At 49.2% G+C, this 26,549-nt stretch carries 33 protein-coding genes; 32 read left to right on the top strand and 1 reads right to left on the bottom strand.

Annotated elements, in window-relative coordinates; translation table 11 throughout:
• Position 1: 1 nt before the first annotated feature.
• The 29 genes from EDD77_RS06160 to EDD77_RS06025 all read left to right on the top strand — a co-directional run bounded on the left by EDD77_RS06160 (position 2) and on the right by EDD77_RS06025 (position 21,386).
• Positions 2 to 265: a DUF6133 family protein gene (locus EDD77_RS06160; protein ID WP_058963973.1), complete on the top strand. Its 264-nt coding sequence runs from the start codon at positions 2 to 4 to the stop codon at positions 263 to 265.
• A 60-nt stretch (positions 266 to 325) separates the two neighbouring features.
• The gene (locus EDD77_RS06155; RefSeq protein WP_055180693.1) at positions 326 to 604 is read left to right on the top strand and encodes a SpoVG family protein; all 279 of its coding nucleotides are present in this window, start codon (positions 326 to 328) and stop codon (positions 602 to 604) included.
• Positions 605 to 673: 69 nt separating this feature from the next.
• Positions 674 to 1,510, top strand: coding sequence for a conjugal transfer protein TrbL family protein (locus tag EDD77_RS06150; protein WP_025544403.1), 837 nt, complete (start codon positions 674 to 676; stop codon positions 1,508 to 1,510).
• A gap of 11 nt (positions 1,511 to 1,521) precedes the next feature.
• Positions 1,522 to 1,731, top strand: coding sequence for a hypothetical protein (locus EDD77_RS06145; protein ID WP_025544402.1), 210 nt, complete (start codon positions 1,522 to 1,524; stop codon positions 1,729 to 1,731).
• 12 nt (positions 1,732 to 1,743) lie between these two features.
• On the top strand, positions 1,744 to 2,067 hold the full coding sequence (locus EDD77_RS06140) for a hypothetical protein (protein WP_006354129.1): 324 nt from the start codon (positions 1,744 to 1,746) through the stop codon (positions 2,065 to 2,067).
• On the top strand, positions 2,067 to 2,549 hold the full coding sequence (locus tag EDD77_RS06135; protein ID WP_058963972.1) for a DUF3849 domain-containing protein: 483 nt from the start codon (positions 2,067 to 2,069) through the stop codon (positions 2,547 to 2,549). Before EDD77_RS06140 ends, EDD77_RS06135 begins: the two co-directional genes overlap by 1 nt.
• Positions 2,550 to 2,557: 8 nt before the next feature.
• Positions 2,558 to 4,015, top strand: coding sequence for a DNA (cytosine-5-)-methyltransferase (gene dcm, locus EDD77_RS06130; RefSeq protein WP_058963971.1), 1,458 nt, complete (start codon positions 2,558 to 2,560; stop codon positions 4,013 to 4,015).
• Positions 4,016 to 4,137: 122 nt separating this feature from the next.
• Positions 4,138 to 4,584, top strand: coding sequence for a prepilin peptidase (locus tag EDD77_RS06125; RefSeq protein ID WP_058963970.1), 447 nt, complete (start codon positions 4,138 to 4,140; stop codon positions 4,582 to 4,584).
• 18 nt (positions 4,585 to 4,602) lie between these two features.
• Positions 4,603 to 5,454, top strand: coding sequence for a Flp pilus assembly protein CpaB (gene cpaB / locus EDD77_RS06120; protein WP_058963969.1), 852 nt, complete (start codon positions 4,603 to 4,605; stop codon positions 5,452 to 5,454).
• Positions 5,444 to 6,199, top strand: a complete 756-nt coding sequence (locus EDD77_RS06115) for an AAA family ATPase (protein ID WP_058963968.1) — start codon at positions 5,444 to 5,446, stop codon at positions 6,197 to 6,199. The genes cpaB and EDD77_RS06115 overlap by 11 nt, the downstream gene beginning before the upstream one ends.
• Positions 6,189 to 7,565 carry a CpaF/VirB11 family protein gene (locus EDD77_RS06110; RefSeq protein ID WP_132587343.1) on the top strand — a complete coding sequence of 459 codons (1,377 nt, stop codon included), beginning with the start codon at positions 6,189 to 6,191 and terminating at the stop codon, positions 7,563 to 7,565. Before EDD77_RS06115 ends, EDD77_RS06110 begins: the two co-directional genes overlap by 11 nt.
• Positions 7,562 to 8,491, top strand: a complete 930-nt coding sequence (locus EDD77_RS06105; RefSeq protein WP_058963966.1) for a type II secretion system F family protein — start codon at positions 7,562 to 7,564, stop codon at positions 8,489 to 8,491. The genes EDD77_RS06110 and EDD77_RS06105 overlap by 4 nt, the downstream gene beginning before the upstream one ends.
• 27 nt (positions 8,492 to 8,518) lie before the next feature.
• Entirely contained in the window at positions 8,519 to 8,959 is a 441-nt protein-coding gene (locus tag EDD77_RS06100) for an XF1762 family protein (RefSeq protein WP_058963965.1), read from the top strand.
• An 8-nt stretch (positions 8,960 to 8,967) separates the two neighbouring features.
• Positions 8,968 to 9,840 carry a type II secretion system F family protein gene (locus EDD77_RS06095; protein ID WP_058963964.1) on the top strand — a complete coding sequence of 291 codons (873 nt, stop codon included), beginning with the start codon at positions 8,968 to 8,970 and terminating at the stop codon, positions 9,838 to 9,840.
• 16 nt (positions 9,841 to 9,856) lie between these two features.
• Positions 9,857 to 10,252, top strand: a complete 396-nt coding sequence (locus EDD77_RS06090) for a DUF4320 family protein (protein ID WP_006354140.1) — start codon at positions 9,857 to 9,859, stop codon at positions 10,250 to 10,252.
• On the top strand, positions 10,249 to 10,794 hold the full coding sequence (locus EDD77_RS06085) for a hypothetical protein (protein ID WP_006354141.1): 546 nt from the start codon (positions 10,249 to 10,251) through the stop codon (positions 10,792 to 10,794). Before EDD77_RS06090 ends, EDD77_RS06085 begins: the two co-directional genes overlap by 4 nt.
• A gap of 152 nt (positions 10,795 to 10,946) precedes the next feature.
• On the top strand, positions 10,947 to 11,492 hold the full coding sequence (locus EDD77_RS06080; protein WP_058963963.1) for a DUF6550 family protein: 546 nt from the start codon (positions 10,947 to 10,949) through the stop codon (positions 11,490 to 11,492).
• Positions 11,493 to 11,585: 93 nt separating this feature from the next.
• Positions 11,586 to 13,265 (top strand): hypothetical protein, encoded by a 1,680-nt coding sequence (locus EDD77_RS06075; protein WP_242868364.1) that lies wholly within the window; start codon positions 11,586 to 11,588, stop codon positions 13,263 to 13,265.
• A 17-nt stretch (positions 13,266 to 13,282) separates the two neighbouring features.
• The gene (locus EDD77_RS06070; protein WP_242868347.1) at positions 13,283 to 13,720 is read left to right on the top strand and encodes a DUF3846 domain-containing protein; all 438 of its coding nucleotides are present in this window, start codon (positions 13,283 to 13,285) and stop codon (positions 13,718 to 13,720) included.
• Positions 13,717 to 14,079, top strand: coding sequence for a hypothetical protein (locus tag EDD77_RS06065; RefSeq protein WP_058963960.1), 363 nt, complete (start codon positions 13,717 to 13,719; stop codon positions 14,077 to 14,079). The genes EDD77_RS06070 and EDD77_RS06065 overlap by 4 nt, the downstream gene beginning before the upstream one ends.
• Positions 14,080 to 14,139: 60 nt before the next feature.
• Positions 14,140 to 14,838: a hypothetical protein gene (locus EDD77_RS06060; protein WP_341439601.1), complete on the top strand. Its 699-nt coding sequence runs from the start codon at positions 14,140 to 14,142 to the stop codon at positions 14,836 to 14,838.
• A gap of 2 nt (positions 14,839 to 14,840) precedes the next feature.
• Complete coding sequence (locus tag EDD77_RS06055) at positions 14,841 to 15,806, top strand: phosphoadenosine phosphosulfate reductase family protein (RefSeq protein WP_058963958.1); 966 nt, start codon at positions 14,841 to 14,843, stop codon at positions 15,804 to 15,806.
• On the top strand, positions 15,800 to 17,626 hold the full coding sequence (locus tag EDD77_RS06050; RefSeq protein WP_025543800.1) for a VirB4 family type IV secretion system protein: 1,827 nt from the start codon (positions 15,800 to 15,802) through the stop codon (positions 17,624 to 17,626). Before EDD77_RS06055 ends, EDD77_RS06050 begins: the two co-directional genes overlap by 7 nt.
• A gap of 60 nt (positions 17,627 to 17,686) precedes the next feature.
• On the top strand, positions 17,687 to 18,166 hold the full coding sequence (locus EDD77_RS06045; RefSeq protein WP_058963957.1) for a hypothetical protein: 480 nt from the start codon (positions 17,687 to 17,689) through the stop codon (positions 18,164 to 18,166).
• A 16-nt stretch (positions 18,167 to 18,182) separates the two neighbouring features.
• The gene (locus EDD77_RS06040; protein ID WP_058963956.1) at positions 18,183 to 19,007 is read left to right on the top strand and encodes a C39 family peptidase; all 825 of its coding nucleotides are present in this window, start codon (positions 18,183 to 18,185) and stop codon (positions 19,005 to 19,007) included.
• Positions 19,008 to 19,018: 11 nt separating this feature from the next.
• Positions 19,019 to 19,168, top strand: a complete 150-nt coding sequence (locus EDD77_RS18010) for a hypothetical protein (protein WP_006354152.1) — start codon at positions 19,019 to 19,021, stop codon at positions 19,166 to 19,168.
• Positions 19,146 to 20,177, top strand: a complete 1,032-nt coding sequence (locus EDD77_RS06035; protein ID WP_058963955.1) for a hypothetical protein — start codon at positions 19,146 to 19,148, stop codon at positions 20,175 to 20,177. The genes EDD77_RS18010 and EDD77_RS06035 overlap by 23 nt, the downstream gene beginning before the upstream one ends.
• A 29-nt stretch (positions 20,178 to 20,206) precedes the next feature.
• Positions 20,207 to 20,737, top strand: coding sequence for a helix-turn-helix domain-containing protein (locus tag EDD77_RS06030; RefSeq protein ID WP_058963954.1), 531 nt, complete (start codon positions 20,207 to 20,209; stop codon positions 20,735 to 20,737).
• Between the two features lie 394 nt (positions 20,738 to 21,131).
• The gene (locus EDD77_RS06025) at positions 21,132 to 21,386 is read left to right on the top strand and encodes a helix-turn-helix domain-containing protein (RefSeq protein WP_058963953.1); all 255 of its coding nucleotides are present in this window, start codon (positions 21,132 to 21,134) and stop codon (positions 21,384 to 21,386) included.
• Here the strand turns inward: EDD77_RS06025 and EDD77_RS06020 are convergent, their stop codons facing one another.
• Positions 21,387 to 21,770, bottom strand: coding sequence for a BlaI/MecI/CopY family transcriptional regulator (locus EDD77_RS06020; RefSeq protein ID WP_058963952.1), 384 nt, complete (start codon positions 21,768 to 21,770; stop codon positions 21,387 to 21,389).
• Positions 21,771 to 22,305: 535 nt separating this feature from the next.
• On the opposite strand from EDD77_RS06020, the gene EDD77_RS06015 reads away from it, so the two are divergent.
• Genes EDD77_RS06015 through EDD77_RS06005 form a run of 3 tightly spaced genes read left to right on the top strand, consistent with a single transcriptional unit; the run spans position 22,306 to position 26,453 of the window.
• The gene (locus EDD77_RS06015) at positions 22,306 to 23,964 is read left to right on the top strand and encodes an ABC transporter ATP-binding protein (RefSeq protein ID WP_132587342.1); all 1,659 of its coding nucleotides are present in this window, start codon (positions 22,306 to 22,308) and stop codon (positions 23,962 to 23,964) included.
• Between the two features lie 3 nt (positions 23,965 to 23,967).
• On the top strand, positions 23,968 to 25,386 hold the full coding sequence (gene ccpM, locus EDD77_RS06010; RefSeq protein ID WP_077138531.1) for a Cys-rich peptide radical SAM maturase CcpM: 1,419 nt from the start codon (positions 23,968 to 23,970) through the stop codon (positions 25,384 to 25,386).
• Complete coding sequence (locus EDD77_RS06005) at positions 25,386 to 26,453, top strand: P-loop NTPase family protein (protein ID WP_058963948.1); 1,068 nt, start codon at positions 25,386 to 25,388, stop codon at positions 26,451 to 26,453. The genes ccpM and EDD77_RS06005 overlap by 1 nt, the downstream gene beginning before the upstream one ends.
• The last annotated feature ends 96 nt before the right edge of the window (positions 26,454 to 26,549 follow it).

Genomic DNA, 26,549 nt, shown 5'->3' with positions numbered 1-26,549 from the left:
TATGGCTAACTTCATCCGTAACACTCAGGTTAAGACTATGACTTCTATCTGGGCTGCCAAGCAGAAAGCCCATGAGCTGGCTGACCGTATGGCGGCGGCGCTGACCGACCGCACTGGTCAGGGTACGCTGGATGTGGCTATCACCGTGCTGATCTCCATCGTCTTGGGTGCCCTGATCCTGGCCGGTCTGTATTTGATCGTGAATGACACCGTGCTGCCCACCATCACCCAGCGCATCAAGGATATGTTTAACTATCGCGGCTGATCAAAACAAGAAGCGGCGGGCCCACCGGCTCCGCCCTAATTTTTAACAGGAGGTTTTTCAATGGAGTTCAAAGCGGAAATCAAAAAGACTTTTACCGGTCCCGACAAGCTGCGGGCGGTGTGCAGCGTGGTCCTGGACGACTGCTTTCTGGTGAAGAATGTGCGGGTCGTTGAGGGCGAAAAGGGGCTGTTTGTGTCCCTGCCCAGCCGCCGGAATGTCAAGGGCGAGTGGGTGGAGCATTGCTTCCCCATGACGAAGGAACTGCGGGCAAAGCTCTCCGCCGCTGTACTGGAAGCGTATGAGGCCGCCGTACAGAACGAAGAAGCTGCCGTGTCCTGATCGCCCGCCATATTCCAATCCCTATCGGGGGCGGCCGAGCGCCGCCCCCAGAAAGGAGGTGGTTGCTGATTGGAATATATCTTAGTGCTGCTGATCGTGGCCCTGCTGAATGGAGCAATCGCCTATATTGATGGGCTGATGGAAGGGATTATCCCTCTTACCCTGTACGCAGAGCAGTATATGTCCACCTTGGCCGGGGTCGATTTGTTTCAGTCCTTGTTCGACATTGTATTCGGCTTTGGCGTATCCCTGATTGTGCTGAAGTTCCTGAAAAAAGGCTTTGAAACCTATGTTCTGTGGTCAGACGGGGACGCCGACGAGGAGCCTATTGCCATTCTCACAAACTTTTTCAAGGCTATGGCTGTGGCAATCTGCTTTCCCACCATGTATGACTGGCTTGCCACGATTGTAGAAGAAATGAGCAATAAAATGCTGGAGGCCATCGGCCTTGCCACCGCTTACGATTGGGCGGGCTGGGTATCCGGCATTTCATCAATGGGGCTTGTGACAGCCATCTTTGGCTTGGTATTTGTCATCGTCTATTTCATCCTATATTTCCAATTCCTGATGCGCGGGCTTGAAATCCTGATTTTGCGAGTAGGTATTCCGTTGGCCTGCGTAGGTCTGATTGACAATGACAAAGGCGTGTTCAAGCCCTACATGAGTAAGTTCTTCCAGTCTGCGCTCTCTGTGGTAATTCAGGTTTCTCTTGCGAAATTGGGGGTTGGCCTGATGATGAATATGCACATTTTCTGGGGCGTGGCCTGTATGATTCTTGCGGTGCGGACACCGAAGTTCCTTCAGGACTTCCTCATTACGACCGGTGGCGGTGGCGGCGGCGCCATTGTCAACAACGCATACCATTCTGTACGGCTGGTGCAGATGGTCAAGGGCATGGGGAAGTGAGGTGATGGCTGATGGTGACAATGGACGATATTTCAAATGCCATCATCCTGCTTGTGCGCGTTGGTGCGGTAGCCCGTTTCGTCTACTGCCTGGTGCGCTTGACCGCAGCCGAGGAACAGGCGGCGCAGTATAAAAAGCGCGCCCGTAACACAGTGATCTTCTACATCATTGCAGAATCCATCTGGCAAATCAAAGATCTGATTCTGTACTACTATTCCTGACAGGAGGTGCAAATGGACGAAGATTTGAAACTCTACATCCCTCTGGGCGTGAAGCCGGAGGCCGAACTGTTTACTGGCTTTGGGAAAAAACAGCTTTTTCAATCCATTGTGGGGTCCCTGGTGATGGGCGGCATAGCGGCGCTGGCCTGGCTCTTTACCGGGAATGTGACAACCACCGTTATCCTGGCCCTGGCCGGTATCTTTGGCTCTGTGATGATGACCACCAAAGACCAGAGCAATTTGTCCGTGGTAGATCAGGTGCAAAACCTGATTCGCTTTTTGCGCGGACAGAAAATCTACCCGTATCGTTACGGGGATGAATGGGGGCTTGAATAATGTACGCAACCATTCCGGTCTACTACCCCTCGCTGGAGGAAGCCGCCCGAAAGGATGAAGCGGCTCTCTGGTGTGACAGCTACAACATCAATATGTCCTGCCGCAACTTCATTCAGGATAAGGCCATGACTGCCTTCAATACCCGTGAACTGGACGCCTTTATCGAAGAATTGGTGCGCTGTTATGGAACAGAACGGGCGATGTATGTGCTGTCCCGTACTATCCAGTTTTCCGATTGGGACGCACGGTTCGATCAGGCTGTGCTTGACCGAGCGGGCAAAACGGACTTCCCTGACACAAGAGAGCCGAGGGAGGCACATCGGGTAGACCCGACCACCCGATATGTCACGGAGATTGATCCGTGCGTTGTTAACGCCGTCTTTGTGAAGCTGATGGAGCTTGAGGACGAACAGGAAGAAACCAACTACATGAATGAAATCGAGCAGGATGAGCTTGACGAGGATATGACGGCAGAACTGTGAGGCTGCCGATGGAGCAGATGACATTTCTGGATTTCTTCGCAGGCATCGGCGGTTTCCGCAAGGGCTTTGAGCTATGCGGGATGCGCTGTGTGGGGCATTGTGAGATTGATAAGTATGCCGACCGCAGTTACAGAGCCATTCACGATGTAAAGGAGGATGAATGGTATGCAGCCGACATCACAAAAGTCGCCCCCGCAGATCTCCCCAGAGCAGACCTGTGGGCAGGAGGATTCCCGTGTCAGGATATTTCGGTCGCTGGCCGCCAGCGAGGGCTTGACGGAGCAAGAAGTGGACTCTTTTTTACACTTGCTCAACTCGTCAAAGGCCAAAGTCCTGAAAATCGACCCACATGGATTGTCCTTGAAAATGTTAAGAATCTCCTATCCATTCATGGAGGATGGGACTTTGCGACCGTTCTCGATACGCTGGCCTCACTCGGCTACCATATCGAATACGGACTGCTCAATACAAAGTATTTCGGCCCCCCTCAAAATCGAGAGCGAGTGTTCATTGTCGCTTGCCGACATCCTGGAGCCGGATGCGGACCCAAAATATTTCCTGTCCCCGCAGGCAGTGGCAAAGCTCTTATCCAACTCATAGGTGGTATGCAGGGGCAGCGCGTCTATGACCCGGCAGGCATCAGCGTAACAATGGCTGCACAGTCTGGTGGTTGGGGAGGAAAGACCGGCCTGTATTTCGTTGACCTTTGCAATGGTAATCCCAAGCTGACCGATCACGCCCGCTGCATCAAGGCCAAGTATAACAGCGGCATTACCAACCGCGGTGGGGACAATTCCGGCGTTCTGATCTCTCCCGCAGGGATGGACAAGGAGGCGGTTCTGTCCTTTGTGGACATTTGCACTGGGAAAGCAAAACTTACCAGAGAATCCCGCTGCATCCTCTCCGCCTATAATCGCACCATCAGTAATTGGGGCGGCAGTTCCGGGGTGTTCTATGGTTGCCGTGCTGTCGTGACCCCAGATCGGGAAGAAAAACGGCAAAACGGACGGAGAATCAAGAACTGTGGGGAGCCGTCTTTCACTATTACGGCGCAGGATCGGCATGGAGTGCTATTTCAAGACTGCGATGAGTGTCCCTACGGTATGCGGATTCGAGAAGCGACAAAGAAAGGATATGATGTTGCCCGCTGCGGCGACAGCATCAACCTTTCTTTCCCGGAGAGCAAGACGCGGCGCGGACGAGTTGGTAAAGACCTTGCCATGACGCTGGAAACCTCTTGCAATCAAGGTACGGCTTTTGCCGGGTGCGGCCTGATCCGCAGGCTAACGCCCCGTGAGTGCTGGCGGCTGCAAGGCTTTACGGACGAGATGTTTGATAAGGCACGGGTAGTCAACAGTGACAATCAGCTATACCGGCAGGCCGGTAATTCCGTGACAGTTCCTGTAATCTACGCCATTGGGAAACAAATTCTTGCCGCACAGAAGGCATTGGAACATGGAGAATAAGATGCTTCAGAAAAATTGGAACCCGTGGTCCATTATCATTGGCATGGCGGTCGTAATGACCGCCATCGCCATGTTGCATCAACAACTTGCATGATTGACGAGCAGATTGGAGATATGGAAATATGAATCCTCTAATTGTAAAAGGCGTGGTATTTGGGCTGCTGTTGGCTTGTGCTGCGCTCTGGGATATGAAAGAACGAGAGATTCCCAATCTGATTCCGGCCATGATTTTAGTTTGTGGCTTGATAGAGCTGCGCCCCGCCGCTTCTGTGGCGGGGCTTCTTGTTACGGGAGGTCCGTACCTGTTGGCTGCATTACTGACACATGGGAAACCCCTTGCCATTGGCGGTGGGGACATTAAGCTGATGGGGGCTTGTGGCTTTGTTCTGGGAGTGTGGCCTGGTTTGCTGCACAGCATTTTATCTCTGATCCTGGCCGTGCTTACAGGAGTGATGTTGTTTGGAGTACGCAGACAGGACTTTTCTGCCATCCGACTGCCACTTGCCCCGTTCTTCTGCATTGGCGGCGTAACTGCTTATTGGCTGGCGGCTGCGGCCGCTATAATCTGAACAAATGGAGGTATCAACTTGAACAAGAATATTTTCAGGAACCGGACTATCATCGGTGCGGTTTGTATCCTGCTCGCCGTCCTGGTTTGCTTTGGCATCACGCCCCTTTTCAATGCGGGTTTGAAGGCCCAGACCGAAGCGGTACGGGTGAAAGTCGGGGTGATTCCCCGTGGCACCTATATCACAGCGGATATGGTCGAGGTCTACACCAGAGGCGCGTCTGGTATGTCTGACGCCATTGCCACATCGCTTGACGAGGTAGTAGGTCGATATACCGATGTAGAACTTCGCAAAAACACGGATGTAAACACCGGCTGGCTTTTTTCCGAACCGCTGACTCAGTACGAATACCTGACCAAACTGGACGGTTCCAAAGTGGCGATCTCCGTTACCATTCCCACCTTTGCCAAAGGTGGTTCCGGCAAGGTGGAAGCGGGCGACATCATCATGCTCTTTGCAACCGATAAAGACACCGGAGAAACCACCCAGCCCCCGGAACTTAAGTATGTAGAGGTCCTAGCTGTAACCCAGAGTTCCGGCGTCGACAAGGAATATCAGGCACCCCAGAATAAAAAGGAAGAAAAACCGGAAGAAACTCTTCCATCCACCATTACTTTGCTGGTAAACACCGAGCAGGCACAGCTCCTTGCACACTTGGAGGAATCCAACAGTCTGCACCTGGCGTTTGTGTACCGTGGAACCCGTGAGAACGCCGTGAAGTTCCTGGCAGCTCAGGATCAGTTCTTTGTGGCGCCGGAGGAAGATACCGCAGTTCAGGATGGCAAACAGGGTGAGGTATCCAATGATAACAATGTGGCCGGCAATAAACCTGCAGAGGAACAGGAGGTTGAGAATACCGATGGCGAATAAGCAGAAACAGATGCTTGCTGTGTGGGGCAGCCCTGGGGGCGGGAAAACCGTAACTGCGGTCAAACTGGCCCTGGAATTGTCCAAGCGGAAGAAAAATGTGGTGCTGGTGTTTACCGATGTGACGGCGCCCACGCTTCCGGCTGTGGTCAGCGAGAAGAAACTGCCGGATGTGTCCGTAGGCGAACTGCTGGCGGCTCCCGGAATGACGCAGGAACAGGTTCTCAAGACCTGTGTTCCCTGTGAGAAAAATCCCTATATCAGCTTTCTGGGCTACAAGGCCGGTGAAAATGACTTTACCCATGCGGAGTACAGCAAGGAAAAGGCGGTGGATATGCTGGTTCTGCTGCGGCACATCGCAGACTATGTGATTGTGGACTGCACCAGCCTTTTGACCGGCAATGTGCTGGCGACCACCGCACTGGAGGTGGCGGATGATGTGCTGCGGGTGTGCAGCTGTGACCTGAAGGCCATCTCCTACTTCTCGTCCTATCTGTCGCTGGTTGCTGACAGAAAGTTCAAACCGGAACAGCACATCAAGGTGCTGTCCAACACGCGCCCTTATCAGGGTGGCAGCGAATACGAGAACTCCTTTGGCGGTGTGAAATACCGGCTGCCGTATCTTCCTTCGTTGGAGGAACAGGCGGCGACGCTGAAACTGCTGGAACCGCTTTCCGGTAAAGAGGCCAAGACCTATGAGCCGGTCATTGCCGCTATTGCCGGGGAGGTGTTCGGAGATGGCAAGTAATATTGACCTGTTCTTCAATACCAGCAGGAACAAGCGGACATTTCCCGAAGTGCTGGCAGAGATTCAGGAATATCTCGCCAGCAAGTATTCGACCCTGATTACCGATAACCCGGAGGAGCAGCACCAGCAGATCACCGCATACATCGCAAAGTATCTCAACGATTACAGTCTGGGCGTTGAGGGTATGAGCCATGAGGAACTGATCGACAAACTCTATACGGAAATGGCCGAGTTCTCCTTCTTGACGCCCTATCTTTTCGCAAATGATGTGGAGGAAATTAACATCAATTCGTGGAAAGATGTGAAAATCACTTATGCAGACGGGCGTGTGGTTCCCACCAAAGATCGGTTCCAGACCCCACAGCACGCTGTCGATGTAATCCGCAGACTCCTTCATAAGTCCGGCATGATCTTGGATAACAGTCAGCCTGGAGTGGTGGGCCATCTCTCCAATAAAATCCGTATCACGGTTCTGGGAAATCCGCTTACGGACAAAGAAAAAGGTGTGGCTGCATCCATTCGTATCGTGAATCCTAAGAAGTTGAGCCGGGATGATTTTATCAGCTATGGGACGGCTACCGCCGAGATGCTGGACTTTTTGACCGAAGTTCTCCGGTTCGGTTTGTCCATCTGCGTGACCGGCTCCACCGGCAGCGGAAAAACCACACTGATGAGCTGGATTCTCTCTACCATTCCCAATGAAAAGAGAATCTTCACCATTGAAAACGGGTGCCGCGAATTTGACCTTGTGAAAGAGGACGCTGAAGGAAATGTCATCAACAATGTGGTCCATACCGTTACCCGTTTTTCTGACGATCCCAAGCAGAACTACGATCAAGAGCGCCTTTTGGAATTTGCCCTGACCTGTAACCCGGACATTGTGTGTGTCGGTGAGATGAAATCAGCCGAGGCTTTCGCCGCACAGGAGGCAGCCCGTACCGGCCATGCGGTTATCACTACCACCCATGCCAATAGCTGCAAAGCAACCTATTACCGTATGGTGACGCTGTGTACCCAGAAATATGACATGGGCGACAAAACCCTGTATAACCTGGTGACAGAGGCGTTTCCTATCGTTCTGTTTGTGAAGAAGCTGGAGGACAACAGCCGCCGTGTCATGGAAATTACCGAATGTGAGATTCTGGAGGATGGCACCAGGCAGCTTCACACCCTGTACCGCTATCATGTGTCGGAAACCTCTATCGAAGATGGCAAGGTAAAGGTGCATGGTGAGTTTCAAAAGGTATCCTCGATCTCGGCCAGCCTGCAAAAGCGGCTTTTGGAAAACGGTATGCCGCCCCGCCTGCTGGAGCGTATCGCTGGAGGCGGTGTAAAACCGGATACTGGAAAGGAGGAAACTGCATGATTGTATTGATTTTGCTGGCCTTTGCCGGTATGATGACGGGCATCTTCTTGATTCTGGGCATGACGCCCTTTACCTTTGCGGAGGAACTGACCAAACCGCTTTCCGGGCGGCGACAGCCGATTTCCAAACGAATCCAGCAGGTCAACCACCCCAAAGAGCCGAAGGGCATCCGTAAAACCGTGCAGGAAGCACGGGAGATGTTGATTCTCACCGGAAAGGGTGGGAAGTTTGCTGCTGTCTGTGCTTTCTCGCTGTTTTTGGCGGCAATGGGAGCTGTGATCTGCATTGTGATTCAGAACTACTTTATGCTGCCAGTTTTGACCGCCGGAATGGGATTGCTCCCGTTTTGGTATGTCCTGTTTACCTCTCACAGCTATAAAAAGTTGATGAACAACGAGATCGAAACCGGGCTGTCCATCATCACAAGTTCCTATCTGCGCAGCGAGAGCATGATAACCGCTGTGGAAGAAAACATCCATTACCTGAACCCGCCTGTGGCAGATGTGTTCCGGGGCTTTTTGGCCGAAACCAATATGATAAGTGCCGATGTGAAACAGGCACTCTCCAACATGAAGCCCAAGCTGGACAACTATGTGTTTCGGGAATGGGTGGACGCAGCTATCGCCTGTCAGGACGATAAGAGTCTAAAAAGCACGCTCACCCCGATCATCGGTAAACTCTCGGATATGCGGATTGTTGCGGCGGAACTGGACTACCTGCTTTATGAGCCTTTCAAGGAATTTATCACAATGGCGTTCCTGCTCATTGGCAACATCCCATTGTTATACTTTCTGAATAAAGACTGGTACGATGTGCTTGTGAATACGGGCTTTGGCAAAGGAATTCTGGCGGTGTGTCTGCTGGTGCTCCTGATCTCGTTTGCGGCGGTGATCCGGCTCACCAAGCCCGTCGAATACAAGCGTTGATCCCGTCAGGAGGTGTTACCATCGAGAGTGCTACCGATCTCCCTGCGGGACGCCAATGCGTTTGTTCTGGCGCATCACCGGCACAGTGGTCAGGTGCGCGGCTGTAAATTCTGTGTGGCTGTCGTAGATGATTTGGAGGCCGTTCATGGAGTTGCGATTGTGGGGCGCCCCGTTGCACGCCGACTGGATGATGGCAAAACAGCGGAAGTGACCCGGCTTTGCACCGATGGCATTGCCAATGGGTGCAGCTTTCTTTACAGCCGGTGCGCCCGGATTGCAAAACTGATGGGCTATCAGAAAATCATCACCTACACCCTGGCAAGCGAAAACGGAGCCAGCCTGCGGGCTTCCGGCTGGCAATGTGCGCCGGGACTGCGAGGCGGCGGGAACTGGAATGTGCCGGGGCGCCCCAGAACCGACAGCCGCAACACCGGCCCCAAACGGCTCTATTACAAAGAATTGAGGTGACGCGAGTTTTGTATCTCATTTTACTATGCTTTGGGACGCTCTTTGGCCTGGGAGCGTTCTTTTTATTGGCCGGGTTGCTCCGGCTGCCGACTTCCGCAAGCACTAAGGCGGTTCTGACCGTAACGAGCCGTGGAAAGTCACAGAAAGGCAGCATCAACGCTATCCTGTTCGATATGGCGGCACGGCTCTCTCCGCTGGTACATCTGGATAGCTATAAGCGGAAGAAACTGGAGGCGCAGTTAAAATCCGCTGAAATTAAAATGTCCCCGGAAACCTATATTGCGGCGGCTTGGGTAAAGGCTGGGCTGATTGCTCTGCTGATTATCCCGGCCCTTCTGATTTTCCCGATCCTTGCGCCGGTCATTGTGTTTCTGGCGGTGGCAGTTTACTTCAAAGAGCAGAAACGAGCGGACGAGATCGTTCAGCAGCGCCGGGAAGAAATCGAGGCCGAGCTGCCCAGATTTGTAAACACCATTGAACAGGAACTACGCGCATCTCGTGATGTGCTGAACATCCTGAAATCCTACCAGAGAAATGCCGGTCATGCCATGAAGCGGGAACTGGAAATCACGATTGCAGATATGGCATCCGGCAACGAGGAAAACGCACTTACCCGAATGGAGAGCCGGATTGGAAGTACCATGCTGTCCGATGTGGTGCGCGGCTTAATCTCGGTCAAGCGCGGCGATAACGGAATTATGTATTTCCAGATGCTTTCTATGACCTTCAAGCAGTTGGAACTTCAAAAACTGAAACTGGAGGCCATGAAGCAGCCGGGGAAAATGCGTAAGTATTCCTTCATGCTGCTGGGCTGTTTCCTGCTGATGTATCTGGGTGTCCTGGGCTATGTGGTGTTGGAAGCCTTTGGCGATCTGTTCTAAAGGAGGTGGTGAAACCGTGAAACGACTTCTGAAGGACAAACGGGGCGAGGGCTTTGTGGATGTGTGTGTCCTGGTCCTGGCGATTGCAATGGTTCTGGCTTTGGTGGTTCGCATTGCGCCGGTGTTTGTGGCAAAGCAGAACCTTGATGTTTTTGCGGACGAATTGGTTCGGACAGCGGAAATCAATGGGCAGGTTGGCTCTGCTACCAGCGCAAAAGCGGCGGATTTACGGGAGCAAACCGGACTCGACCCCAATATCTCATGGAGTGACACCGGGAAAATTCAGCTTGGCAACGAGGTGGAAGTGACCCTCACAACCACCGTCAACATCGGACTGTTCGGTGAGTTTGCATCTTTTCCTGTGACTCTGACAGCAAAGGCCAGCGGGACTTCGGAGGTGTATTGGAAGTGAAAAAGATTCGAGAAGTCCTGAAAAGCAAATCCGGTCAAGGTGTACCGATGATTTTGGCGGTTGTCCTCTGCTGCCTGATTCTGGCCTGTGTGACCTTTGAGTATATGCGGCTGATGATTGTTGCACAGGGGGTGCGCGATTCTGTCCAGTCCGCCATTGTGGATGTGGCTACCGAGAACTGGGATGAAGCCTATGCCGGTTTACGGGAGGGGTACTCTGGTGGCTACCAGCTTGCCGGTTCGTCCTGGTCGCAGAATGTTACCAGCGGCAATGTGTATGCCCGCCTGCAAAATGTTTTGGGCGTTGAATACAAGGACGGACAGTATGTAAAGTACAGCGGCGAGGATTTGGAGTATCGACTGTACGACCTGCACCTGGAAGTGGAAAACGCTCCACTGGCGCCGTCTGTGCCGGATGGCATTACGCAGCTCAATGTCACAGGAACAATCACTGTTGATGTGCCGCTTTCCTTTGGGTTTGGGCATCTGCCGCCCATGCAGATCACCATGAAACTCAACGCCAAATATGTTCCCAGGTTTTAATTTTGTGTATTTCGCCCTGTCTCTTTTCCATAGCGCAAAAAAATATTTGGCAGGAATCACACCTGGACGCCATATTTGTGCAAATGGTATAATGATGGCGGAAAATATTACCGCTGTTTTGATATAAATTTACCGTACAAGGAGGTTTGCAAATGAGTTCTAAAAACAAAAAGCTGCTGGCCGCTCTCGGTGTAGCCGCTGTTGTGGTAATTGTGATCGCCGCAGTGCTGCTGGGCAAGGGTGGGCAAACCACGACCGTTGATCCGGCATCCACCCCCTCGGATGTATCTACCGAGGATGTGGATAGCAGCAATACCCCAGACGGCAGCTCCAGTGAACCGCTGGTGGTGGTGCCGGATGCCTCGAAGCCCGAAGCCACTGACAGCCAGAACCAGACAGACGCCGTTTTGAATGTGGAGGAAGAAGATCAGGTGGATGTCAACCTGACCGACAGCGAAAAGAAACCCGAAACCACTCCGCCCCCGGCGCCTTCTCAAGAGGAACAGCAGGCGGCCAGCGAAAAGGATGAGCCGATTGTACATGAGCCGGACAGCAACCAGCCCCAGACCGGCGACACACAGGGCGGTTCCATCTATCTGGAGGGCTTTGGCTGGATCACCGATGAGGGCGGCGGCACTGTGCAGGAGAATGTTCATTCCGATGGAGATATAAACAAACAGGTCGGCAACATGGGCTGATAACAACCCCAGAGAGTACGGTAGCGATACCGTACTCTTTTTTTGTCCTCAACTAATTTGATTGGAGGTGCGTTTTTGAAGCGGATATTTGTAATGTTGCTCACAGTTGTGCTGCTGCTGGGTATCTGCCCTATGAGCGCCCTGGCAGATACCGGAGGCAGCGGAAACGTGGATGGCGGTGGCGGCGGTATGGGGCAAGGAACTTCGCAGAACTCCTGGACTCCTGGTATGGAGGGTGTGCGGATTACCGTCGTAGATGCGGAGTCCGGCCAACCGGTGTCTACACCATTTGACCTGTCCAGCAATACACCATCCATCAAGATTCACTTTGGTAAGGTCAGTAAAATTCAGTATGCCAACGGCGCCAGCATTTCACCAAGCACAAGTGGCTATACCTGTAAGAAGCCGGATATTGCGTTGCCTCGTATCATAAGCACCGGCAGTTATAGCGCCAATATTGAAGCAATCAAGAAATACTTCTGCTCCGAGTATGCAGTAAAATTGGTGGCGCAGCAGACCGGAATCATATACGAGGAACTGATTGGCGGACAGTATAAGCTGTTTCTGGAGCCAATCGCCTATTTCAAGCACAACGGTATTATGATGGCGATGACTGCCCATGAAGCCGCGCTCTACGATAACCAAAGCAGTGGTAATCTGCGGAAAACGATGGGAAGTTTGACCCATAAAAACCTGCCACTGGCTATGTTCCTAGAATATGCGGACATGGGATTCCCAGCCTATACAGGTGCAACCGACCAGAAATGCGCCAACGATACCATTATCACCTACCTGGGTATGGGTATCGTATGGTTCACTGAACCACCCGAACAGCCGGAGCCAACGGACTATGACTACGAGTATCGTGTGGATACGGATGTTATTACACCTATAACGCTCTATACTGGTTCAGAAATCAATCCAGATAGCCCAGCTACGGTATCCTTTAGTATCAACGGTAGCACCTACCGGATGAACAATATTGTGATTCCATCGGGAGATAGTCAGATTGCCTGGGTAAAGTGGCATACACCATCAAAGCCACAGGACATTACCATCTATGTCAGCACGAACAAAGGCTCATTGAGCCAAAGCACCATTCGGGCAAAGGTGGTAGATCTCTCCGGCAACGACCCGCCCGACCCGAAAGCCACCGATACAATGGGAAGCTGGTTGGCCAGCAGCGTTCCCAGCCGAGAAACCAAGACCTATGCCGCTTGGAGTGTCTGGTGGGCCAAATGGCATCCACATTGGGTTTGGCACAGCCGAAAAAACGGTCGGGGATTCTGGCGCGATGAAGGGTGGTATGATTTCTTTAGGAACAATTACTCGGCCAGTATGACAGCTACTACCCGAATTGAGCCGGACGAAAAGGTTCCCACCGCTTCGGGCGATTTGATGAAATCAGGCTATGGCGTAACAAACACTGTAACGGCAACCGTCAGCACCTCTGCCCCGCTGTCGCACTATACCTACGGGCAGACAGCCGTATCCTACTTCCCGGAGTTTGGCTATGGAACCTACTGGCGGCTGTTGGAGCGGCTCACCAGCGGAACAACGGCGCGGTTCCAGTTTGCCAAAAACATTTACAGCACCTATAACCAGCGGGTGCATTTTTCGCCGGTTTGGTTCCCGGACGGAAGCTACACCGTCAATACCCATGTGATGGATATTTGGACGCCTGCGGGGATGCTCGCCATGAATCTCACCGATGATGTAACGATCAGCGGCTCCCTCTATGATGATTGGCATATCGCACCGGGCAATCCGTAAGAAAAAGGAGAATGGATATGAACGACAACAGAACGATTCGGATTATGGTGTTTGAACCTGGACGGGCGCCTTATACGACCATGCTGGAGGATTCTCTGGAACACCGGCAGGAACTTGTGGGCGGGGATATTGAGTGTATTCCTCTGCCCTGTGAAACGGTTCTCTGCTGCAATGCGTCCGGGAAACTGACAGGTCTGCCGGAGAACCGACAGTACGGGCCGGATACCCTTCACGGAACTTTTTTCCTCTATGGCGATACCCCGGAAGGACGGGGCGTTTCTTTGACCGATGAACAGATTGCCATGTATCAGGAGTATTTTCCGCAGCCGGTCCCCGCAGCGGTATCCTTTGAAGTACGGTCCGCCGCCGACTTGAAAGAGTTTATGAACCTCATGTTCGGCAAGGGATGGGACATGGACACCGGAGCCGGAGAGGATATGGAGGCAGGCCGATGAGCAAAATGTTTTCGGTGGTGACTCTGGATGCCCCCCACTCTCTGATGACAGAGCATTTTGTCCCCGGTAGCCCTGATGGGCTGGATGAACTGCTGGACTGCGATGAAATCTCCGAGGTTCTTGCCGAATGGCCCCTGGGAGATACCATCGAAGCGAAAATTCAGACCTATCTCTATGGAAATGGCGAAACCGTGCAGGCTGACGAGGAGGATTTGGCTTTCTTCCGAGAGCATTTTGACGAGCTGGACGCCAGCGATGCCCTGGACTGCATCTCAGACCACAGCTTTTCTTTTGAATCGGACGAGTTGGATTTTGGGTACGGTGAAGAAAGCGAAGATGAAGAAGATTTGGAACTATAAGACACGGCTCTGCTGAAAAGCAGGGCCTATTTTTATGGCAAAGAAAGCGAGGTCGATAAATTGCTTTTGCCGATTATTATGATCTGCGTCTGTGCGCTGCTGGGCGGTGGGACGCTGATTTTTCTGAAGTTGTCGGCCAAACACAAAAAATCGAAGAACAAGGACAAGGAAGAACTGGCCCAGATCACCGCCAATGAGTTTGTGAATGTGAAAGATATTCGGGGGAACTTCCTCTATACCCGTGACAATCTGGCTCTGGCGTATCTGAAGATCTACCCGATCAGCACAGAACTGTTCAGCAAAAACGAAAAGCGGCTGATTGCCAAGCAGCTTACGGTAAGCCTGTCCAGCGCACAGTACCCGTTTCAGCTTCTTGCCGTATCCCGACCGGTAGATATTTCTCCGCTGTTGTCGGAGCTGTCTGCCACACTCACTTCTTCTTCCGATGTGAAGCAAAAGGAACTGCTGAAGCAGGAAATCGTGGAAATGGGGGCCTTTGCTCTTTCCGGCGAGGTTGTGGAACGGCAATTCTACATCAAGATTTGGGATAGGATAAGCGATGGCGTTGAGCGCGATCTGCTTCAGAAGCTCAAACTGCTCGGCGGATATTTTTCGGACAGCGGCATTCAGACCGAGATTCTGCAACAGCAGGATATTGTCCGGCTGTGCAACCTGGTCAACAACCCCGCCTATGTGCATTTGGAGGATTCCGGCATCAATGCTGCGATCCCGATTTTGGAAAGTGTAGGTGTTGTCTAAGTATGAAGCACACCCGGCAGGATTTGAAAATTATGCAGGGTTGGAGCCTCGAAAGAAAAATCAGAGTTACGCAGACGAGAATCATGGAATGGTATATGCGGTACGATGGGCAGGTCTTTATCAGCTTTTCGGGCGGTAAAGACTCCACCGTGCTGCTTGATCTGGCACGGCGGGTCTACCCTGATATTCCTGCTGTGTATGTTGACACGGGGTTGGAATACCCCGAACTGCGCGATTTCGTAAAAACGAAGGACAATGTTATTTGGCTTCGCCCGCGCTATCCGTTCACTCAGATTATTGAGAAATACGGCTATCCGATCATCTCCAAAGAGGTTTCGGATGTTATCAACGGCGCAAGAAAGGGACAACCTTACCGCCTGGCACGACTCAATGGAGAACTGCTGGACAAGAACGGAAAGAAGTCGATCTACAACTGCGAGAATTACAAATATCTTCTGGACGCTCCCTTCAAGATTTCGGCAAGGTGTTGTTACCACATGAAAAAAGCGCCATTGAACAAATTTGAAAGGCAGTCAGGACGACACCCGATTACGGGCATCCTGGCCTGCGAAAGCAAACTGCGGGAGCAATCCTGGATGAAGTTTGGCTGCAACGGCTTCGAGCGCCAGCGGCCTCTCAGCCAGCCCCTTGCGTTCTGGCTGGAAGAAGATATTTTGCGGTATCTGAAAATGACCGGCATTCCCTATGCCCCCATCTATGGGGACATTGTTGAAAGCCGCAAGAAGAACGGCACCCCGATTCTGAAAACCACCGGTGTTTCCAGATCGGGGTGTATGTATTGTATGTACGGCGTTCATCTGGAGCATGAGCCGAACCGATTTCAGCTTATGCAGGTGACGCATCCCCAACAGTATGATTACTGCATCAATAAATTGGGGTGCGGCGCTGTGCTGGACTACATTGGGGTGCCTTACCGCAATCAACAGTTGGAGGTGGATCATTGTTAGGTTCTAAGAAAAAAGAAGAAGCGTTTCCCGTCAATGAAGCGCTGTTAAATGTCATTACCCCGATGGGGCTGGAAATCAAGCGAAACAGTTTGGTCATCGGTGAAAATCTGGGTAAGGTGTACGGCGCCGTCCGCTATCCGCAGAAGGTGGATATGGGGTGGCTTTCCAAGATCACCAACATCCCCAGCACTATTGTTTCGGTGGGGATTACCCCCATTGACAATGGTTCGCTCATTTCCGCAATCTCCAAAAGCATTGTCCAACAGCGCGGCGCCGCTGACAGTGCCAAAGACCCGCTGACCCGGCAGCGCGCCGAGAAAGCCGCCGAGGACGGCGAGAAAATCATGCAGCGGATCGACCAAGAGGGCGAAACGGTTGCCATGATGTCGCTGACCGTGATGCCGATTGCACAGGATGAGGTCAACTTCACAAAGGTCTGCCGCCGTGTGGAGAGCGCCTTCAACATCCAGAAGTGCAAGGTGCGCACCCTCGCCAATCTCCAAAAGGAAGGGTTCCAGAGCATTTCTCCCACCTATCCGGCCAACTCCACGGTGGACAGCATTGTGTCCCGCATTATTCCCATGAGTACCTTTGTGGGCGGATTCCCGTTTGCCAGCTCCGGTTACAACGATGGCCGGGGCTATTATTTTGCAAAAGACAGCAACGGCGGCCTGGTGATTCTGGATACCTGGGAGCGCGGAAACGACCGCACCAATAGTAGCTTCGTGATTATGGGTGTAGCCGGTATCGGCAAGAGTACCGTTGTGAAGCACATCATGCTTTCGGAATACATGAAGGGGACGAAAATCCTGTGCATCGACCCGGAATCCGAATATAAGGATATGTGCCGGAACCTGAACGGAAGCTGGCTCAATGCTGGCGGCGGAAAAAACGGCCGCTCCAACCTTTTACAGATCAGACCGGCGCCCCGTGACGATGACGATGAAACTGACAAACTCTATACCGATGAAGGAAACGGTATGTCTGATATGGCGCTGCACATGAAAACGCTGGAGATTGAATTTTCCCTGTATCTGCCCAGCCTGACGGATATGCAGAAAGCGATCCTCAAGCAGACGATCATTGAACTCTACAATCAGTTCGGCATCTTCTGGGAAACGGATATTCGGCAGCTCAAGGCCACGGATTTTCCCATTCTGTCCGACCTTCACGCCCTGCTTGAAAAGAAAGCAGAGGCCAACAAGGAGAATCCGGTATATCGTGATCTGGCAATGCTGCTGTACGACGCCGCAGCTGGCAGCGACAGCTTTCTGTGGAACGGCCACACCACGCTGGAGGCCAATTCCCGGTTTATTTGCCTGGATACCCACGACCTGCAAAATGCGTCGGATAATGTCAAGCGCACGCAGTATCTGAACCTGTTGAGCTGGTGCTGGGAGGAAATGAGCCGCGACCGGAATGAGCGTTGCCTGCTGGTATGTGACGAGGCATATCTGATGATCGACCCGCAGGTCCCGCAATCCCTGGTGTTTCTGCGCAATGTGGAGAAGCGGGCAAGAAAGTATGAAGCTGGACTGGCAATCATTTCTCATTCCGTGGTGGATTTCCTGGCCCCGGAGGTCAAAATGTACGGGCAGGCCCTTTTGGATATTCCGTGCTATAAAATCCTGATGGGCTGCGACGGCAAAAACCTTCAGGAAACCAAAGACCTCTACAACCTGACGGACGCGGAGCAGGAATTGTTGGAGAGCAAGCGGCGCGGACACGCGCTCTTTATCATTGGGTCCAAGCGGCTTCATGTAAACTTTGAGATTCCGGCTTACAAGTTTTCCTATATGGGCAAAGCTGGCGGCCGGTAATTCGGTGGCGGCCGGGAGCAATCCCGGTCGCCTTACTTATTCCACACAGGAGGTTTTCAGATGAATCATGCGGAACGATACGAATACCTGGTCAACAAGATGGCTGCCATACGTTGGAGGGGCAGTGATTTGGATGCTTCCTACTATGCCGCCCTTTTCCTGATGGCTTCCCATCCGACCCTTTTTCAGAAGATGGATCGCTACCTCTGCCCGGAGGGAATCGACTTTACAAAGATGATGCGGAAAGAGGAGTTTGAATATGACTGGATGAAGATTACGGCGGATGCCGCCCGCAACCTCTTTTCCTGGAACAGCAAGTGTGCTGCTACTCCTTTTGAGATTTCGCGGATGCCTGCCCCGGCGATTCGGGCGCTCTTTACGGCCTGCTTCATTGCTAACGGGGACTACATGGTATCTGTCCGGGAAAATGACAAAGGAGAAAAGGTGTTTGAAATCGACGACAGCGCCGGTAAACGGCGGGAGGCGTTCAATCTGCAAATGGAGCAGATGATGGAAGCCCCCGGTATGGAACCGGACTGATTATGGAGGTGATTTTTTGGCTGTTGATCCGTTGACTGCAAAAATTCTGGCAAAGGTAGCTGTGCAGGCGGCTACCGACTCCGAGAGCCGGAAAAGAATCCTGTTTATGATCCTGGCCCCGGTTATAGGGCTTTTGCTTTTGATTGCCTTCATCCTGTACCTCATTACCAGCCCCTTTTCTGTGCTGTCCCAATGGTTGATTGGTGATGAGGTAAACGTGGTAGAGGATTTTCAGAAGCAATATGGTTACAACCAGCAGCTCGGCATTTATGAGAAAGACTATATAGACGGTAGTGGTCAGAGCTATGAGGGCGTCATCTTTACAGATGGGGCAACCGAAGTTGTCTACTACAATCAGTTGGATGAGCGTTGGGCCGATCTTCCGTATGGAACCGATAATATCGGCGGTTATGGATGTGGCCCGACCTCTATGGCGATTGTGGTATCCAGCCTGACAGACCAGACCGTTGATCCCCCCACAATGGCAGAATGGGCGTATCAGAACGGCTATTGGTGTTCCGGCAACGGGTCCTATCACTCGTTGATACCGGGGGCTGCGGAGGGCTTTGGGCTTCAATGGGAAAGCATCAGCACCGATGACCCGCAAGCTGTGGTGGATGCTTTGGCATCCGGGAAATTGATTGTGGCACTCATGTCAAAAGGCCACTTCACATCCAGCGGTCACTTTATGGTGCTGCGTGGAGTGACCTCTGAAGGAAAAATCCTGGTGGCCGATCCCGCCAGTAAAAAACGAAGCGAACAGGAATGGGATATATCAATCATTCTGGATGAGGCCAGAAAGGGCGCCGCAGCAGGCGGTCCCCTGTGGGCGATCTACTAAAGGGGTGCGATATGAATAACCGAAACAAGCTGATTGAACTGTTTATCTACATCGTGATCGTAGTGGTGGGCATCGTCCTCTTGCTGACCGGTGGGGCGGATGACAAAACCAGTGCTGAAAATATGGGAGGTGAATCCTATGCTGTTGTACTTGACGAGTAACCAGAAAAGCAACCTGATCGACCCCGCTGTGCGGAATATGACTCTGCCCGCCAAGAAGCTGGTCGGCCGGTTCAGCCTGAAAAGTTTCGTGACCAAAGATATGCGCAATTATGCCAACGCCAAATTCTTTGTGGTGGATGCAGCGTGTATCGAGGAAAGCGGCAATGATTTCACCCTTGCCCTGCAATCCTTTCAGATGATGTTCTCCGCCCGGATCATCGTCATCCTCTCCGGCTGCGAGGATGTAAACGGCGAGGTACAGCGGCTACTGTCCATCGGCGTTGTGAATCTGGTTACGGGAGAAACGATGGAGGATGCCCTGGACGAGCTGACAGAGGCCCTTTCCGAAGATGGGATGCAGCGGTATGTGGTAAAGGCCCCTGTCTACGAACAGCCAGCTACCCGGCGTGAGAAAGCCCCGGAGCCGGATGAGATTATTCCGTACCGCTGGAACGCCCGGAATATCCGTATTGCCGTGGCCGGTTCGCAGCGCAGGAGCGGCGTGACGGTGACAGCCTTTAACCTGGCGTCCTGGTTGGCGGCCAGAGGTGCGGAGGTGGCGTATATCGAAGTCAATCAGAACCGCCACCTGCAACTCCTGCTGAACATCTACGAGGCGGCGCCGGATGGGGAGCATTACACCATTGATGGGATCGACTGCTACCTGACCAACGAGCCGGATAAGGCGTATCAGTTTATCATCTATGATTGCGGCGTGATGCAGACGCCCACCTCTATTTTCCGTGACGCGGATCACCGGCTCCTGTGCGGGAGTGTCCTGCCCTATGAGATTCCGGTGTTCCACAAGGCATTGTCCGAGTGCGGCTCATTGGAGGTGCGCCCGGTAGCGATCTGTGTGCCGCAGGAAATTCAGGAATACTGTATGGAACTCTTTGGGGAAAATGTGCAGATTGCGGCGGCATCCCACGACCTGTTTGCGAAACGGGTCAATGGGCAGATCTACCGGCCGCTTGTGGAGAAGTATATTGCAGGAGAAAAGCGCCTGTAACAGTATGACATGATTGGGAGGATTGGAATATGGCAAAGTTTGAGTATATGCAGCGGGCATTTTCTTCTGAACTGAAGCCCAGAGCACGGCTTGTGCTGCAAGTCCTGGTTCTGCATTGCAACAAAGAGGGCGAGTGCTTCCCCTCTATCAAGACCATAGCCGCCAAGTGTGGCTATGGGGTGTCCACCGTAAAGCGAGCGCTGGATGAGCTGGTGAAGGCGGGATATATCGTCAAACAGGCCCGGTTTGACGAGCGTAAGAACGGCGGCCAGACCAGCAACCTCTATACTTTATGCTCTGACTTACCCTGCCCTGACGAGCCGGAAAACGCCCCTGTGCTGGAAGATGATGCGTCTGATGAATCCCCGGCAGTGCAGCCGGAAAGCGCCCCTGCGGATGCCTGTAATGCCTCTGATCCCACACCTGGGGAGCAGTCTGCCACTTTGCCGACAGCGGATTCCTACTCCTTTGCAGATGGCTTTGAAACAAAAATCGGGCGGCAGAATTGCCGCCCGATTCGTATGTGGACTGGGGGGCAGTCCATTTTTATACCCCCTTGAACCGTACAGGTGAACAGATACTTACGAATGAAAATAGAAATAGGTAGTGCGCCATTGCGAACATCTCAATGATTACGAAAGAAATGGCACTACATTGATTTCTCGCTGCAAAAAAATCAAGTTCCAACCGGAATGGAAGAGAAATATCTGATAGCTACCGTTGACTTCTTGTTTTATTGTCTATTATCGGGAGAGAATGAAAGAGGTGGATGCGATTACAATAACAATCTTGATGAGAATGTCGCAAGCTAAAACTACATATAGATAGTAATTTTTATTAGGTAATCGAATTTAAGTAACGCACAATCGAATACTATTAAAACAGATATACATTTTTTGCTACTGATTTATTAAAATTAAATAAAAGTAACGAAAGGGTAACAAGGTGAATCCTATGGAACACATATATGATACGGTTATTGAAGAGAAAGACTATGGAAGAGTGCTTTTGAATGTCAAGGAAATAATGGACAAAAAGGGAATCAACAGAAATATGTTAGCGAGATTAGCGGGAATTCGTTTTGAGGTGGCCAATCGCTTATACACGGGAAACATTTACAGACTAGACCTAGATGTCTTAGCTCGTGTGTTACACGTCTTGCAATGTTCTGTTGAAGATATTATTCAATATGAGCCAGCAAATAAATAATCACTTTTCCTTATCTTTATCATCATCTTCATGACGATTAATTAACACTATAAGTGCGTCAATCTCATCTTTAGTTAATCCCTTTTGGGATAATAATGAGGCGAATAAAAGGTTCAAATTGCCTCCAAATATGCGATCCGCTAGTCCAGTTGTTTCATTGCGGACTACCTCATCTTTAGAAATTAGGGCGGAACAAACAAAGTTTGGTTCATTTCTTTGGATCAGCCCTTTTTTAACACAGCGCTTTATCAAAGTATATGTGGTGTTTTTATTCCACCCTATTTCTTCTGTGAGAATATTAGCAATTTCTTTTGCAGGCATTTCACCATGTTCCCATAATATTTCTAAGATTCTCAATTCTGATGACGATTGTCGTTGCGACATTTTTATATTCCTTTCGAGTGTTTTAGTGTAATTTTATAAAGATTAAATTTCGTTTTTACTAGTTAACAATAACGGACGCCGGATTTCAATCCGGCGTTTTTTTTCTGCAGCATATCAATGATCAATTCAAATGATAGTTGATAATAGCGAAAGAACAGTATCACATGACTTCAACTTTTCTCTTACTATCTTATTATATCACATATAACCGTTTGATGACAATTCAGGAAAACGCGCGTGAGGTTAATCAGCTAACCGCAACCAGCTTCGCTCAGACTACAAATAGAAAACAAAACGAAAGATCATCAAGGCAAAAAGCGCACAGACTGGCAATATGTCACAAATAAACTACACATTGATAGTAACTTTTTAAACAGAATTGACTTCCTTGAACAAGTCGAATATACTTGTGTTAGACTACAAGTGTATTATACTGCTACATACAATATGCGTATTTTGCCTTTATCGAGATATAGAGTATTGCGGTAATGATCTTCAGGGCCACAACACTTTGCTAGCGGAAAGGCTTGATGATATGCCACAAAAAAGAAGTTTACATGACATTTTTAATCTAAAATCACACACTTTGAGAATAGTAGTGCTAGTTTTGCTTTTCGCAGCAAGCACAGCTTTAGGCGTTATAGTACCACTTCTTGAACAGCAGCTCATTGATGACGGCCTTATTAAGCTTGATACAAATGTAGTCCTGAGATTCAGTGTGCTTTTTCTGTTGGTTATCTCAATCAGTAAGGGAATAGAGTTTTTAGAACTGAGCATTCAGAATAAGATCCAGACTGATGTAGGAATCAAACTAAAGCAGAAAATTTTTGAACACGCATTTCAACTAAAGCCTTCTCAATATCAGAAAGATGGTTTCTTAAAGATACTCTCTGACGCTTTATATGACGTCGATAACGTTTTGGAAATTGTAGAAAACAATTTCCTTATTATCGGAGGAATTGCCATAAAGGCTGTCGGAGCGATTATCGCTTTACTTCTTATTAGCTGGAAGTTGACATTAGTCGTACTATGTTTTATTCCAGTGAAGATCCTATTAAATAATATTGCCAAAAAAAGAGTGGCACATCAGAGTGAATCGCTTCTAGAAACCCACAAAAAATACACACATTGGTTCAACAATACTGTTCTTTGCATTCCTGATATTAAAATATGGAATCTTAAGAAGAAAAAAGAACTTGAAGGAATCCAGTATGAGGCGGAAATACATCGGTTCCTTCGGAAATCTTTGCTTGTCAAACAAGCTAATAATAGCTGTTCACAAATATTGGATCACTTGGTTACCTGTGCACTCTACCTTACTGGCGTATTGATGATGCTCTCGCAAAATTTAACCCTTGGAGGGTTAATGGCCTTTATATCATATTCAAGCTACATAGTTTCTCCTTTAGATATTGTTCTAGGGCTAAGGCTATCTATCAGCGAGATTCGTCCATCTATTACTAGTTTAAGACAGTTCTTTTCTTTAGAGCGAGAAAATCGCGATGGCATCACTCACATGCCTGATGATGTCAAGTCAATTTCTGCAACTAACCTTAACTTTCAAATTGATGATAGTGTAATCTTAAAAGACATTTCATTTGAAATTTTCAAAGGAGAGAAAGTAGCCATTATTGGCGACAATGGCAGCGGAAAGTCAACTTTGATTAATCTTCTTCTGAGAATGCAAGATTTCTCCAGCGGAGAACTCTGTCTCAATGGAAACAATATCCGAGAATATGATATTGACGATTATCGTTCAGTATTTAGTGTTGTGTCGCAAAAAGTCAATATGTTTAACACTACCATAATCGAAAATGTATTTGTCAATAAAGATGAAGAACCAGAAGATCCAGCAAAAGCAATTGGCAGATACAGCGATATGCTAGGGCCTAATATTATCAATCGTTTGCATGACACAACTGGCTCGGAAGGCAGTTTTTTATCGGGTGGCGAAAAGCAAAAAATTGCGCTCACCCGTGCTTTATGCCACAAACGCAAAATATTGCTATTAGATGAGGCTGCATCAAATTTGGATTCCGCATCCCACCAGAAAATGCTGGAACTAGTTTTGAACTCCATAGATTTTGATATTGTATTTGTTGTTACTCACGATCACGAAGAGCTTTCTCGTTATGATAAGATACTTAGATTGGAAAATGGGCAATTAACAGTAATCAAACAGGATCGGAGTTAGAGTATGGATAACCAAATTATTTTCAAATGTTTTCAAACACCAAAAGGTTGCTATCTTTATGATAGATATTCCAACTCTGTTATTCGTGTGAATACAGAGCAATATGATGAACTGGTAAAAATCGAAGCTGGATTAGCAGATCCATCCAGCAATCATGTCATTAACGAACTGCAAGAAAAAGGAATTTGCCTGCCCGGTGAAGTAGAAGATATTCTTCATCCCTCGACCCCATTCTTAAGTCACCTGCTGCAGCACAGAATTAGTGATGTGATTCTGCAAGTAACGCAAAATTGCAACTTACGGTGTGGGTACTGTGTATATGGGGGCAATTATAAAAATCGCACCCATAGTCCTAAGACCATGGATTTTGAGCTCGCTAAAAAAGCAATAGATTTTGGCATGGAACGCAGCCAGGAATCCTCGAATTTTGTCGTTAGCTTCTATGGTGGTGAACCACTTCTGGCCTTTGACCTTATAAAAAAATGTGTCGCATATGCTAAAGAGAACATACAAGGAAAAGAACTCCATTTTAACATGACAACTAACGGAACATTATTTACTAGTGAAATCATGGATTTTCTTGTAGAAAATAATTTTCAACTTCTTATTAGCCTAGATGGCGATAGAGAATCTCATGATGCTAATCGTGTATTCAAATCTGGCAAAGGCTCTTTTGATCTTATAATGCAAAATGTGCGTAACTTCAAAGCAAGGCATCCCTCATATGTTGCAGAACGAGTGCAATTCAATACAGTAATAAACCCCAAAACAAACCCATCATGTTTTGATGAATTCTTCTCTGTTTCGGCTGTATTCCAAGACACGCACATCATGTTCAACGAAGTCGCTTCATCCAATGTCAAGGAAGATTCTCTCGTTTCGTTTAGCGAAAATTACCGAATCAAACGGAAATTTGAATTTCTAAAACTGTTCATATCCATGTCAGGAAAACTAGACGAGAGCTATGTTAGTCGCCTTGTAATAGATTCCAAGCGCTCATATTACGACCTTTACAAGGAGTTGCGATTGCATGCACCGATTGCTAATGTCATGCACCCGCAAGGCCCTTGTATCCCTGGCATAGCGCGGCTCTTCGTAAATGTCAACGGCGAGTTTTTCCCTTGCGAAAGAGTTCCCGAGCTTGCTTATGCTTGTATTGGGAATATCAGCAATGGCTTCGATATCGAGAGAATTAAACAAATCATGAATATCGGCCGTCTATCTGAAAAGGAATGCAAATCCTGCTGGGCATTACGGTTATGCTCAAGCTGCCTTAATGACATTGAGTGCCATGATTGTACGATTGACTGTCAAAGTAAGTTGTCCGGATGCGGCGTAAGAAAGAAAGTGGCATTATCAAATCTCTTTGACATTACTGCACTTAGTGAAAACGGCTTTGAACTCCCATTGGAGGAAGAATAATGAGGAAGGCAACGATTTTTCCATACACAGCGGACGCAATTACCCTCTTTGAAAACAGAGATGATAGTCTAATCTATATTGACTCCGTTCTTTGCTTCAAAGAAGATCTGCACAGCGTTTCTCCAAAAGTTGATGGAATCACTTTTGATATGCCCACTTTCGAGAAACGCGGTATTGACAGTATCATCGTCTGCGATAACCTTCTGAACAATCCATTAGGTGCTTTCCAAAAAGTTATATATGACGGGGTTAAACATGGCTTAAGTGTGGAGATTGCACCATATTTGTACACGCAACTGCATCAATCCGGTTTACTTGATGGGTTCCCTCCACAATCTAAAATTTCCACCATTTCCCTGGATGAGTTTTGTCTTGGCGAACAGTTGCCAAAAGTTTATCCCATCAATGTCCCCGTAATTGCGGTGATGGGCTTGGCGCCTAATTCAAGCAAATTCGATGTTCAAGTTGAATTGAGAAAAACATTTTCGGACGCAGGATATAAAGCCACTGTAATCTCATCTAACTCTCTCGGAAAATTTTTGGGAATGCATATCTACCCTGATTTTATGTTTTCCGATCATTCATTAGCAAAGAAAACATACGGTTTTAACCATTATGTACACAAACTTGTAAAGGATGAGCAACCGGATGTAATTATTATTGGAATTCCTGATGGGATCATCCCCTATAATCAAAAAATCCATAATAGTTTTGGAGAGTTTGCTTCCATAGTCTGCAATGCAGTTCATCCAGACTTCAGCATACTGACCAGTGGATTGTTAGATGTAATTAACGAAGATTACTTCTCTCAGTTAAAAATGCTGTGTAGATACCGCTTTGATACCGAAATTTTCGCCTTCTGTATATCCAACAACAAAATTCAAGAGAATGATACGGGCGATGGCTATGATACATATTTTCTTAGCAACGAATTTGTCGAAGCCCTGCCTGGATTTGGCCAAGAGAACATTTATAATGTTTTTTACAATTCAGATCACATAGGAAGAAAAAAGGCATTTCAAAAGCTTGTAGAAGTCCTTGAATCAAACGTCAATCCTATCTGTTAAGGTGTAAAGATAATGATGAATCAAGATCAGATTATCCGTCTATTGCAAAAAGAAATATACCATATTTCGAATGTGAAAGTAGACTCTATAACAGAG

Origin of the sequence: Allofournierella massiliensis, assembly GCF_004345265.1 — a bacterium.
Lineage (GTDB): Bacteria > Bacillota > Clostridia > Oscillospirales > Ruminococcaceae > Allofournierella > Allofournierella massiliensis.
The sequence above is the reverse complement of the archived record's forward strand: the minus strand, read 5'-3'. Positions and strand labels throughout refer to the sequence as shown.

What these genes read in the sequence shown, in the direction of transcription:
- EDD77_RS06140 (WP_006354129.1), top strand. Translation starts at nt 1,744, where the DNA reads ATGGACGAAGATTTGAAACTCTACATCCCTCTGGGCGTGAAGCCGGAG.
- EDD77_RS06065 (WP_058963960.1), top strand. Translation starts at nt 13,717, where the DNA reads ATGAGCAAAATGTTTTCGGTGGTGACTCTGGATGCCCCCCACTCTCTG.
- EDD77_RS06115 (WP_058963968.1), top strand. Translation starts at nt 5,444, where the DNA reads ATGGCGAATAAGCAGAAACAGATGCTTGCTGTGTGGGGCAGCCCTGGG.
- EDD77_RS06005 (WP_058963948.1), top strand. Translation starts at nt 25,386, where the DNA reads ATGAGGAAGGCAACGATTTTTCCATACACAGCGGACGCAATTACCCTC.
- dcm (WP_058963971.1), top strand. Translation starts at nt 2,558, where the DNA reads ATGGAGCAGATGACATTTCTGGATTTCTTCGCAGGCATCGGCGGTTTC.
- EDD77_RS06070 (WP_242868347.1), top strand. Translation starts at nt 13,283, where the DNA reads ATGAACGACAACAGAACGATTCGGATTATGGTGTTTGAACCTGGACGG.
- EDD77_RS06030 (WP_058963954.1), top strand. Translation starts at nt 20,207, where the DNA reads ATGGCAAAGTTTGAGTATATGCAGCGGGCATTTTCTTCTGAACTGAAG.
- EDD77_RS06125 (WP_058963970.1), top strand. Translation starts at nt 4,138, where the DNA reads ATGAATCCTCTAATTGTAAAAGGCGTGGTATTTGGGCTGCTGTTGGCT.
- EDD77_RS06020 (WP_058963952.1), bottom strand. Translation starts at nt 21,770, where the DNA reads ATGTCGCAACGACAATCGTCATCAGAATTGAGAATCTTAGAAATATTA.
- EDD77_RS06160 (WP_058963973.1), top strand. Translation starts at nt 2, where the DNA reads ATGGCTAACTTCATCCGTAACACTCAGGTTAAGACTATGACTTCTATC.
- EDD77_RS06110 (WP_132587343.1), top strand. Translation starts at nt 6,189, where the DNA reads ATGGCAAGTAATATTGACCTGTTCTTCAATACCAGCAGGAACAAGCGG.
- EDD77_RS06155 (WP_055180693.1), top strand. Translation starts at nt 326, where the DNA reads ATGGAGTTCAAAGCGGAAATCAAAAAGACTTTTACCGGTCCCGACAAG.
- EDD77_RS06045 (WP_058963957.1), top strand. Translation starts at nt 17,687, where the DNA reads ATGAATCATGCGGAACGATACGAATACCTGGTCAACAAGATGGCTGCC.
- EDD77_RS06035 (WP_058963955.1), top strand. Translation starts at nt 19,146, where the DNA reads ATGCTGTTGTACTTGACGAGTAACCAGAAAAGCAACCTGATCGACCCC.
- ccpM (WP_077138531.1), top strand. Translation starts at nt 23,968, where the DNA reads ATGGATAACCAAATTATTTTCAAATGTTTTCAAACACCAAAAGGTTGC.
- EDD77_RS18010 (WP_006354152.1), top strand. Translation starts at nt 19,019, where the DNA reads ATGAATAACCGAAACAAGCTGATTGAACTGTTTATCTACATCGTGATC.
- EDD77_RS06135 (WP_058963972.1), top strand. Translation starts at nt 2,067, where the DNA reads ATGTACGCAACCATTCCGGTCTACTACCCCTCGCTGGAGGAAGCCGCC.
- EDD77_RS06105 (WP_058963966.1), top strand. Translation starts at nt 7,562, where the DNA reads ATGATTGTATTGATTTTGCTGGCCTTTGCCGGTATGATGACGGGCATC.
- EDD77_RS06025 (WP_058963953.1), top strand. Translation starts at nt 21,132, where the DNA reads ATGGAACACATATATGATACGGTTATTGAAGAGAAAGACTATGGAAGA.
- EDD77_RS06145 (WP_025544402.1), top strand. Translation starts at nt 1,522, where the DNA reads ATGGTGACAATGGACGATATTTCAAATGCCATCATCCTGCTTGTGCGC.
- EDD77_RS06015 (WP_132587342.1), top strand. Translation starts at nt 22,306, where the DNA reads ATGCCACAAAAAAGAAGTTTACATGACATTTTTAATCTAAAATCACAC.
- EDD77_RS06055 (WP_058963958.1), top strand. Translation starts at nt 14,841, where the DNA reads ATGAAGCACACCCGGCAGGATTTGAAAATTATGCAGGGTTGGAGCCTC.
- EDD77_RS06080 (WP_058963963.1), top strand. Translation starts at nt 10,947, where the DNA reads ATGAGTTCTAAAAACAAAAAGCTGCTGGCCGCTCTCGGTGTAGCCGCT.
- EDD77_RS06075 (WP_242868364.1), top strand. Translation starts at nt 11,586, where the DNA reads ATGTTGCTCACAGTTGTGCTGCTGCTGGGTATCTGCCCTATGAGCGCC.